The following is a 9551-nucleotide window of genomic DNA, read 5'->3' as shown; positions in this document are numbered from 1 at the left end:
TGGAACTCCTGATTACGAGGCGCTTTTTGCCTCGAATGAAGGCGTGAAACAACCGACTGTTCTAGCCGCTGGAGCTGGATATCACCTAAAAGCGGAAGCGGCTCGTTCAGAACAGGAGGGTGTTGGAACTCCTGATTACGAGGCGCTTTTTGCCTCGAATGAAGGCGTGAAACAACCGACTGTTCTAGCCGCTGGAGCTGGATATCACCTAAAAGCGGAAGCGGCTCGTTCAGAGTCGCTTTTTTCTATGGAATGGTCGCTTTTGTTGGTACATGAAATTTATATCAGCGATTTCCCAATTATATCGGCGATTCTATCCAATATATCAACGATTTTTCAATTATATCGGCGATTCCATCCAATATATCAGCGATTTTTCAATTATATCGACTTACCGACAAATCACGACAATATCAGCGCTCCTCTCCCCCACTTTCATCAATATATTACAATCTCTTTTATGCTAAAATATAGGTAACACCCTTTAGTAAAATAGATTCAAAAAAAGCTTTTCCATATTCATCATTTACTACTTAAATGGCGGGAGTGGTTCAGTTGAAAGACTACTTAATTAGAGCATTTTTTGCATTAATAACAGTTGGGATTGTCTTACTTATAGCTAATATTTTCAACATACGTATCGAGGTGAAAGACTACGCTTTCCTCGTTGTAGTAGCAATTGGTGGCGGCTGGGGTGGCTGGTACTTGTATAAAAAACAAAGTAATCAAAATGATAAAGGCATTCCAAAGTAATACGGAATGCCTCCTTTTTATTTCCGCCTATAATAAATAATGAAATTCAAACCGCTAATACAAACTATCCCAATAAACATATCAAACGAAACCGAATCTCCACCTAAATTATACTCATCAACAATAAACCCAGACATAAACAACGCGATCGCGGAAACACCGATACATAGTATCGAAATAAACCAAAGCGAAAACGCATTAATCAGCTCTTTCTTCTGTATTGAAACAATTAGCATAACAAGAATAGATGCTGCTAAAATACTTTTAAAAACAGGACGTAAATACACAAACTCCTCCATCTATTTCTCCTTTTCCCAAAACATTACACCTTAACATTAACATATTTAACCAAATTAAAAACACATGCCTTTTCAAGATAAAATGACATGTGTTTCCAAAATTTCCTATACAATTGTATTATAATAATTGCTTCCACTTCGTTCCTAAAACAGGACGCTCGTAATTCTGTATTTCATGAATTAATTTATCGGCTGTCTCAGCTGAAACGATTAACTCTTTATTTGATGGATTCATGAATCCTTCTTCTGCTGCACGTTCAACCATTTGCAGAATTGGTCCATAAAAATCTTTTATGTTCAATAAACCAACTGGCTTATTATGTATACCAATTTGTGACCAACATACTGCTTCAAATAGCTCTTCAAACGTTCCATATCCGCCTGGTAGTGCAATAAAAGCATCCGCAAGCTCTGCCATTTTCGCTTTACGTTCATGCATCGTTTCTACTTCAATTAATTCTGTTAACCCTGTATGAACGATCTCTCCTCGGAATAGACCGCGCGGCATAACACCTGTTACACGGCCACCTAAGCGAAGAACTTCGTTTGCTACTTCTCCCATTAATCCGACGCGAGAACCACCGTATACAAGCTCATAATCATTCTCAACAAACATTTTACCTAATTCAATTGCCTGCTCTTTGAACTCTGGTCTCTCCCCTAAGTTGGAACCTGCAAACACACAAATCTTTCTCATCCTTACACCCCGAAACTATATATTGTTATGATACAATGAACATTGTACAACATATTGAGGGGATGAGAAAGAAATGGATATCGTTGCATTTCAAAGATGGGTTGAGGAATTTTACGAAAAACGAAGCTGGTCACAGTATAATGCCTTTATTCGCTTAAATTTCTTAACCGAGGAAGTTGGGGAAGTTTCACGAGTCGTTCGCGCTATTGAAATCGGCCGCGATCGCCCTGATGAAGATACGAAAACAGAAGAAGAGCTAAAACAAGAACTAAAAGAAGAACTTGGTGATGTACTATCTAACCTTATTATTCTTTCGCAAAAATATGATTTAGACTTACAAGACATTATGGACGCACACGTCACAAAGCTTTCGAAAAGGTTCGAGACATCCAAATGAGAATATTATCAATTATGTTATAATATTCTTGTCACAATACTAAGGGGGATTTTATGTTATCAAAAAAATTGCACGACGCACTAAACGATCAAATGAACTTTGAATTTTACTCTGCCCACGCTTATATGGCAATGGCTGCTTACTGTACGGCGGAGAGCTATGATGGATTCGCTAACTTTTTCCTTGTACAAGCTGAAGAAGAACGTTTCCACGCAATGAAGCTTTACAACTACATTAATGACCGCGGTGAGCGCGCTATTATTACTGGATTTGATAATCCAAATAACGAATATGACTCTGTACTGAACGCTTTTGAAGTGGCACTTGAGCACGAGCGTGAAGTAACGAAACGTATTTACAACCTATCTGATATCGCCTGGGATGAGCGTGAACACGCAACAATTACATTCTTAAAATGGTTCGTCGATGAGCAAGTAGAAGAAGAAGCTTCATTCGATAGCATCATCCAAAAATTAAAACGTATTACAAGCGATTCAAACGCATTATTTATGCTAGATGCTGAATTAGAGAAACGTACATTTACGCCTCCAGCTGAGTAGTATTTCAATCACCTTAATGAATGGATTAAGGTGATTTTTTTATTTCTTCTCTAAGTTGAATAACCCTCGCCACATCCTTTTTATAGAGCCCAGAAACCTTTTCAACAAAGTCACTATGAGTAAAAGTTCCATCTCCTTCTTCTACTATACTCAAATGTCCATGTATAAATTTCAAAAACGCTCTAGCATCTTCTCCAGTTAAACGATTAATGTTATCTATAACCTCATCAAATTCCTTTAAACTATTCTGTTCTTTCACCCTAATTCCCCCTCTCCACACTATTTATCATACCAAAACAAAAAAAGCCGTTCATCCCTCTAGGCGAGAGATAAACGACCTCTTTACTATTTATTAAAGCATAACCCCAACGATAACCGCTGATAATATACTTACTAACGTTGCACCGTATACAAGTTTTAATCCGAATGATGATACAACGTTTGCTTGTTTGCCATCGATACTCTTCGTTGCACCTGCGATAATTCCGATTGATGAGAAGTTCGCAAATGATACAAGGAAGATAGATAAAATACCTACTGTACGAACTGATAAATCACCAGCTACTTTACCAAGGTCAAGCATTGCAACGAATTCGTTCGTTACTAATTTCGTTGCCATAATTTGTCCTGCTGTTAGCATCTCTGATGTTGGGATACCCATTACGAATGCTAATGGTGAGAAAATGTATCCTAAAATGCTTTGGAATGTGATTCCGAAAATTGAATCGAACACACCATTAATTGCTGTAATTAATGCTACGAAACCAATTAACATCGCCGCTACTGTTACAGCGATAGAGAAACCAAGCATAATATATTCGCCTAACATTTCAAAGAATGTTTGCTTTTTATCTTCTTGTAATTCTAAAATGTCGTCTTCTTCTTTCACGTCATATGGATTAATAATATGAACGATAATGAATCCACTAAATAAGTTTAATACAAGTGCCGTTACTACATATTTTGGATCAATCATTTTCATATAAGAACCGACAATTGACATCGATACTGTAGACATGGAAGATGCACAAAGTGTGTATAAACGATTTTTCGGTAATTTGCTTAATTGATCTTTTACTGTAATGAATACTTCCCCTTGACCAACAATCGCAGCTGCTACTGCATTATATGATTCTAGTTTTCCTAAACCGTTCACTTTACTTAATAGGAAACCGACTGCACGAATGATAATCGGTAAAATTTTAATATGTTGTAAGATCCCAATTAATACTGCTAAGAAAATGATTGGTAATAATACCGTTAAGAAGAATGGTGCTTGTCCATCATTTGCTAGACCACCAAATACGAAATTAACCCCTGCTTCCGCAAATTTTAAAATAGCGCCAAACCCATCTGCAATCCCTTTTACTAATACAAATCCGACTTTTGTATTCAGTAAGAAATATGCAAGTACCAATTGAATGACAAGCATAAGTGCAATTGGTTTATATTTGATTTTCTTACGATCTGAACTGATAAGGAAACCTAGTACAAATACTACAAGTAAACCGACTAGAAACATTACTATTTTCATATGTGAATCCTCCACTTCTCCCACGAGTTATTGGTCGTATAACGTATAACGAATGACGTCTGACCATTGATGTTAAAAAAATTTAAAACCCCTAAATACTATTCAACTGTTATCTAAAATCAGTAAGCGTTTACATAAATTGCAATTTATTAAAGGTAGCCTCTTCTCTCCTACCATACTTGAAAGTCTGAAATTGATACCACCTACAAATCAAATTGTAAGCGTTATCTAACCGAAAAGCAATATAAATTTAAAAAGATTTTTATATGTTAATATATTCCTAATTAATTGGTTTTTCTATGCAAATTTACCATAAAAAAATAGCCCTAGCTATGAGCTAGGACCATCTTTTTTATAACATAACACCAACGATAATCGCTGATAAAATACTTACTAATGTCGCACCGTACACAAGGCGTAGACCGAATGATGATACAACATTTGATTGATTTTCATCGATACCTTTCGTTGCACCTGCGATAATTCCGATTGATGAGAAGTTCGCAAATGATACAAGGAATACAGAAAGAATACCAACTGTACGAGCTGATAAATCACCAGCTACTTTTCCAAGATCAAGCATCGCAACAAATTCGTTTGATACTAATTTCGTTGCCATAATTTGTCCCGCTGTTACCATCTCTGCTTGCGGGATACCCATTACGAATGCTAATGGTGAGAAAATGTATCCTAAAATAGCTTGGAATGTAATACCGAACATAGAATCAAACAAGCTATTGATTGCTGTAATCAATGCTACGAAACCAAGTAACATGGCTGCTACTGTTATCGCGATTGTGAAACCAAGCATAATATATTCGCTTAGCATTTCAAAGAATGACTGTTTTTTCTTATTTTCTAATTTCAGTGTATCTTCTTCTTCTGTAATATCGTACGGGTTAATAATATGAATAATAATGAAACCACTAAATAAATTTAATACAAGTGCTGTTACTACATATTTTGGTTCGATCATTTTCATGTAAGAACCGACGATTGACATCGATACTGTAGACATGGAAGATGCACATAATGTATATAAACGGTGTTTTGGGATTTTACTTAATTGATCTTTTACTGTAATAAATACTTCCGCTTGCCCAACAATGGCAGCTGCTACTGCGTTATATGATTCTAGTTTTCCTAGACCATTTACTTTACTTAACAACGTACCAATAGCACGAATAAATATCGGTAAAATTTTAAAGTGTTGCAGAATTCCAATTAAAACGGCAAAGAATACGATTGGTAATAACGCTGTTAAGAAGAATGAAACCTCTCCTTTATTAACAAGGCCACCAAATACGAAAACGATTCCAGCTTCTGCATATCCAAGAAGCGCGCCAAATCCATCTGAAATTCCTTTTACTAAAATATAACCAACTTGTGTATTTAATAAGAAATAAGATAATGCTAGCTGAATAATAAGCATAATTGCGATTGGTTTATACTTAATCTTCTTTCGATCGGAGCTTATAAGAAAACCGAGTACAAATACAACGAGTAATCCTACAAGAAACATAACAAACTTCATTAATAAAATCCTCCATTTAACTCTTCATTAACGTTGAACGTCTGACCACTAAAACAAGAAATAACCCGAACTTTCCATTTCCCCTCCAAAATCTTCAATCAGATAGGAAAAATCATAAAACCTCTTGTTTCAAAGGCATTTTCCATTCTAACATAAATCACAACTCATATCCGCACTTTTCTTTAAAAAATTACATTTTATTATAAAACACTCATTAATGTTCGTCTTTTACTACCGACAAATATCTGGATAAAACAAAAAAATGAGCATCAAGTTTCACTTGATGCTCACCTCATTATACCGCTTTTTCTTTATCTGCTACTTGCTCTTCCCAGCACTCTGTATTTTTCAAACCTGGAATTGAATTCGCATAGAAGACTGGATCTTTTCCTTGTTTCTTTTGCTTTACATAATCTGATAATGCCGCAAAAGCGTACTTAGAAAGGAATACGATTGCCACTAAGTTAATAACAGCCATAATACCCATGAATAAATCTGCTAAATCCCAAACGATTTGAATTGTTGCGACAGACCCTAACATAACCATACCAAGTACAGCAATGCGGTAAGCTGTTAATAGCACTTTACTTCCATTTAAGAATTCAATATTCGTTTCACCATAGTAGTAGTTACCTACTAATGAACTAAATGCAAACAAGAAGATTGCAACTGCTACAAATATAGATGCCCATGGTCCGATATGTTGACTTAATGCTTGTTGCGTTAATTGAATACCATTTAAATCAGCTGCATTATGCACATCTGATAAAAGAATGATAAATGCTGTACAACTACAAATTAATAATGTATCTGTAAATACCCCTAAAGTTTGAATGAAACCTTGTTTAACTGGGTGCGTTACGTTTGCAGTCGCTGCTGCGTTCGGCGCACTCCCCATACCTGCTTCATTTGAGAATAATCCGCGTTTTACCCCTAATAAAATCGCAGCACCTAATCCCCCGCCTACTACTTCTTTAATTCCGAAAGCATGTAAGAAAATTTCTTTAAATACATACGGAATTGCCGTAATGTTTGTTACAACAACGAATAATGCTACTGCTACATAAATAATCGCCATTACTGGAACAATCATTTCAACCGCGCGTGCAATTCGCTTTACTCCGCCAAAAATAATAACTGCAAGTAAACCAGCCATTACAAGACCTACTAATCTACTATCTGTTTTGAATGCCCCATCAAAAGCAGCTGCTACAGTATTAGATTGTACAGCATTAAAAATTAATCCAAAACTTACTGTTATTAATACAGAGAAAATAGCTCCAAGCCAGCGCTTATTTAAACCCTTTTCCATATAATACGCTGGGCCACCACGGAACGTATTCCCATCTTTCACTTTATAAATTTGCGCTAATGTGCTCTCGACAAATGCAGAAGCACCCCCAATTACCGCGATTAACCACATCCAAAATACTGCGCCTGGACCACCTGCTGAAATTGCAATAGCTACACCAGCTAAGTTACCAGTACCTACACGAGAAGCTGTACTCATACAAAAAGCCTGGAATGATGATACACCACTCTTCTCTTTTTGTGCTTTCCTCGTTTTCGAACTCGCCCCATCCCCAAGCAATCGAATCATTTCACCGAAGTAACGAACTTGGACAAATTTCACACGAAATGAAAAGTAAAGTCCTAACCCAATTAACATCGCAATAATGATATATGACCAAAGGACATTATTTATATCCCCAATTACCTTAGCTAAAAAATCCATAATTGCATTGCCCCCTCTTCCTAACAATAAGAAAATTATATTCTAAAAACTCTTAGTAATCAAGAACTTTATGTTAGGTTTTCTAACACAAGAAAGTTAACTTACTTAACACATGTGTTTTTTTACGCAAAACTATAACTAGTACGCGCATTTATCCAATACTAAATCACTCATCCTATGTGACCAGCCATACCTTTAAGACAGTACGTTCCCTACAAATAATATGAGAAATGAACAAACAAAAATTATATTAACAATTACCTCTCATCCTTTTCATCCTTTACTACAACAAAAAAGGCGAGCATCGAATTCAACTCGATGCTCGCCTTTTCATTTACACTGCTTTTTCTTTATCCGTTACCGCTGACTTATCCCAACACTCTGTATTCGTTAAACCAGAAATAGAATCTGCACGGAAGACTGGATCTTTTCCTTGTTTCTTTTGCCTTACATAGTCTGCCAATGCCGCATACGCAAATCGGCCAAGAAGTGTAATCGCAATTAAGTTTGTGATTACCATTAGACCCATAAATAAGTCTGCCATATTCCATACAACTTGAAGCGTCGCAACAGAACCGAATAATACCATTCCCACTACCGCAATACGGTAAATTGTTAACCAAGTTTTACTTTGTTTAATGAATTCAATATTCGTTTCACCATAATAGTAGTTTCCTAAAAGTGAACTAAACGCAAATAAGAAAATAATAATCGCTAAGAAGCTACTTGCCCATGGGCCAATTTGTGAACTTAATGCATTTTGTGTTAGTTCAATACCTTCTAAATTCGTTGCTTTATATGCACCAGAACATAGTACGATAAATGCTGTTGATGTACATACTAAGAATGTATCTACTAATACGCCAATTGTTTGAATAAAACCTTGTTTTGCTGGATGCGTTACATCAGCTGTTGCTGCCGCATTCGGAGCACTACCCATACCTGCTTCGTTCGCAAATAATCCGCGCTGAATACCATATTTCATCGCAGCGCCGATACCGCCACCTACAGCTGAATCTAAACCGAATGCACCTTTAAAGATTTCCGTAAACACATCTGGTATTAAATAGAAGTTTTTAATGACAACAAAAATAGCTACCGCAATATAAATAAGCGCCATTGGCGGAACAATCATTTCCGACATACGTGCGATACTTTTTACACCACCAAAAATAATAACTGCAACTAATACAGCTAATACAATCCCAACAATATAACGTTCTAAACCAAATGCATTTTTAAACGCTAATGTAACTGTATTTGCTTGTACTGAGTTGAAAATTAAACCGTAACTAACTGTAATAAGGATAGAAAACCAAATTCCCATCCAACGTTTATTTAAACCTTTTTCCATATAATAAGCAGGACCACCACGGAAGCCACTGCCATCTTTTACTTTATAAATTTGGGCAAGCGTACTTTCTACAAAACTTGAAGACGCCCCAATAATCGCAATAACCCACATCCAAAATACTGCTCCAGGTCCTCCCATAGAAATCGCTAAAGCTACACCGGCTAAGTTCCCGATTCCAATACGAGCTGCTGAACTCATACAAAATGCTTGGAAAGAAGATACACTACCTTTTTTACGTGTCTTTCCAGTTAATCCATCACTCATTAATCGAACCATTTCCCCTAAATGAGTGATTTGTACGAATTTCAATTTAATAGAAAAATAAAGACCTAAACCAATTAACATTGCAATAAGAATATATGACCAAAGAATTGTATTTGTTGATGAAATAAATTGCTCTAAAATATTCATACAATTAACCCCCTCCTTTTCTCCATAAAACGAATTATATTTAAAAAACATTCAAAAATCAACATTTTTCGACAATTTGCAATTTCCAAATATTAGACAGGATCGCAGTAACAATATCGTTATGACTACCCTCCCTCTAACTGTGCATACTAAAACAAAAAATAATTCACAAACAACCCTATTGACAAAAACACCAACCTGTAACTATAATGATTACAACAAGTTGTAACAAACTTAATTACAACACATTCATTCACTTTCAGATATACACTTTAAC

General features: G+C 35.9%; 11 protein-coding genes. 4 read left to right on the top strand and 7 right to left on the bottom strand.

The window, feature by feature from the left end:
- Together PDQ40_RS26080 and PDQ40_RS26075 are read left to right on the top strand one after the other, a co-directional pair.
- The coding region (locus PDQ40_RS26080) for a hypothetical protein (protein WP_333563976.1) at positions 1–478 on the top strand (478 nt) is incomplete at its 5' end.
- A 77-nt stretch (positions 479–555) separates the two neighbouring features.
- Positions 556–753, top strand: coding sequence for a hypothetical protein (locus tag PDQ40_RS26075; protein WP_000656322.1), 198 nt, complete (start codon positions 556–558; stop codon positions 751–753).
- A 17-nt stretch (positions 754–770) separates the two neighbouring features.
- On the opposite strand, the gene PDQ40_RS26070 is transcribed toward PDQ40_RS26075, so the two are convergent.
- Both PDQ40_RS26070 and PDQ40_RS26065 read right to left on the bottom strand, forming a co-directional pair.
- On the bottom strand, positions 771–1052 hold the full coding sequence (locus tag PDQ40_RS26070) for a hypothetical protein (RefSeq protein WP_074543841.1): 282 nt from the start codon (positions 1050–1052) through the stop codon (positions 771–773).
- A 118-nt stretch (positions 1053–1170) separates the two neighbouring features.
- Complete coding sequence (locus PDQ40_RS26065; RefSeq protein WP_270691740.1) at positions 1171–1734, bottom strand: TIGR00730 family Rossman fold protein; 564 nt, start codon at positions 1732–1734, stop codon at positions 1171–1173.
- Between the two features lie 88 nt (positions 1735–1822).
- Here PDQ40_RS26065 and PDQ40_RS26060 point away from each other — a divergent pair, with 88 nt between their 5' ends.
- Positions 1823–2146, top strand: coding sequence for a MazG nucleotide pyrophosphohydrolase domain-containing protein (locus PDQ40_RS26060; RefSeq protein ID WP_000355754.1), 324 nt, complete (start codon positions 1823–1825; stop codon positions 2144–2146).
- Between the two features lie 53 nt (positions 2147–2199).
- A complete protein-coding gene (locus PDQ40_RS26055) occupies positions 2200–2706 on the top strand; it encodes a ferritin (protein ID WP_000949389.1) in 507 nt (168 codons plus the stop codon).
- Between the two features lie 25 nt (positions 2707–2731).
- Here the strand turns inward: PDQ40_RS26055 and PDQ40_RS26050 are convergent, their stop codons facing one another.
- The 5 genes from PDQ40_RS26050 to PDQ40_RS26030 form a co-directional block, all read right to left on the bottom strand.
- Positions 2732–2965, bottom strand: coding sequence for a hypothetical protein (locus PDQ40_RS26050; protein ID WP_229143390.1), 234 nt, complete (start codon positions 2963–2965; stop codon positions 2732–2734).
- 93 nt (positions 2966–3058) lie between these two features.
- Positions 3059–4240 (bottom strand): NupC/NupG family nucleoside CNT transporter, encoded by a 1182-nt coding sequence (locus tag PDQ40_RS26045; protein ID WP_262724418.1) that lies wholly within the window; start codon positions 4238–4240, stop codon positions 3059–3061.
- A 352-nt stretch (positions 4241–4592) separates the two neighbouring features.
- Complete coding sequence (locus PDQ40_RS26040; RefSeq protein ID WP_000673861.1) at positions 4593–5774, bottom strand: NupC/NupG family nucleoside CNT transporter; 1182 nt, start codon at positions 5772–5774, stop codon at positions 4593–4595.
- Positions 5775–6069: 295 nt separating this feature from the next.
- Positions 6070–7509 (bottom strand): alanine/glycine:cation symporter family protein, encoded by a 1440-nt coding sequence (locus PDQ40_RS26035; RefSeq protein WP_000346385.1) that lies wholly within the window; start codon positions 7507–7509, stop codon positions 6070–6072.
- Between the two features lie 334 nt (positions 7510–7843).
- Entirely contained in the window at positions 7844–9274 is a 1431-nt protein-coding gene (locus PDQ40_RS26030; protein ID WP_001022935.1) for an alanine/glycine:cation symporter family protein, read from the bottom strand.
- Between the last annotated feature and the right edge of the window lie 277 nt (positions 9275–9551).

This window comes from Bacillus cereus group sp. Bc061, from assembly GCF_027715825.1.
Lineage (GTDB): Bacteria > Bacillota > Bacilli > Bacillales > Bacillaceae_G > Bacillus_A > Bacillus_A paranthracis.
Note: the sequence above shows the minus strand (reverse complement) of the source record. Positions and strands in the feature narration are given on the sequence as shown.

Coding starts and splice junctions, on each gene's coding strand:
- PDQ40_RS26070 (WP_074543841.1), bottom strand. CDS start 1,052: ATGGAGGAGTTTGTGTATTTACGTCCTGTTTTTAAAAGTATTTTAGCA.
- PDQ40_RS26060 (WP_000355754.1), top strand. CDS start 1,823: ATGGATATCGTTGCATTTCAAAGATGGGTTGAGGAATTTTACGAAAAA.
- PDQ40_RS26055 (WP_000949389.1), top strand. CDS start 2,200: ATGTTATCAAAAAAATTGCACGACGCACTAAACGATCAAATGAACTTT.
- PDQ40_RS26045 (WP_262724418.1), bottom strand. CDS start 4,240: ATGAAAATAGTAATGTTTCTAGTCGGTTTACTTGTAGTATTTGTACTA.
- PDQ40_RS26040 (WP_000673861.1), bottom strand. CDS start 5,774: ATGAAGTTTGTTATGTTTCTTGTAGGATTACTCGTTGTATTTGTACTC.
- PDQ40_RS26035 (WP_000346385.1), bottom strand. CDS start 7,509: ATGGATTTTTTAGCTAAGGTAATTGGGGATATAAATAATGTCCTTTGG.
- PDQ40_RS26030 (WP_001022935.1), bottom strand. CDS start 9,274: ATGAATATTTTAGAGCAATTTATTTCATCAACAAATACAATTCTTTGG.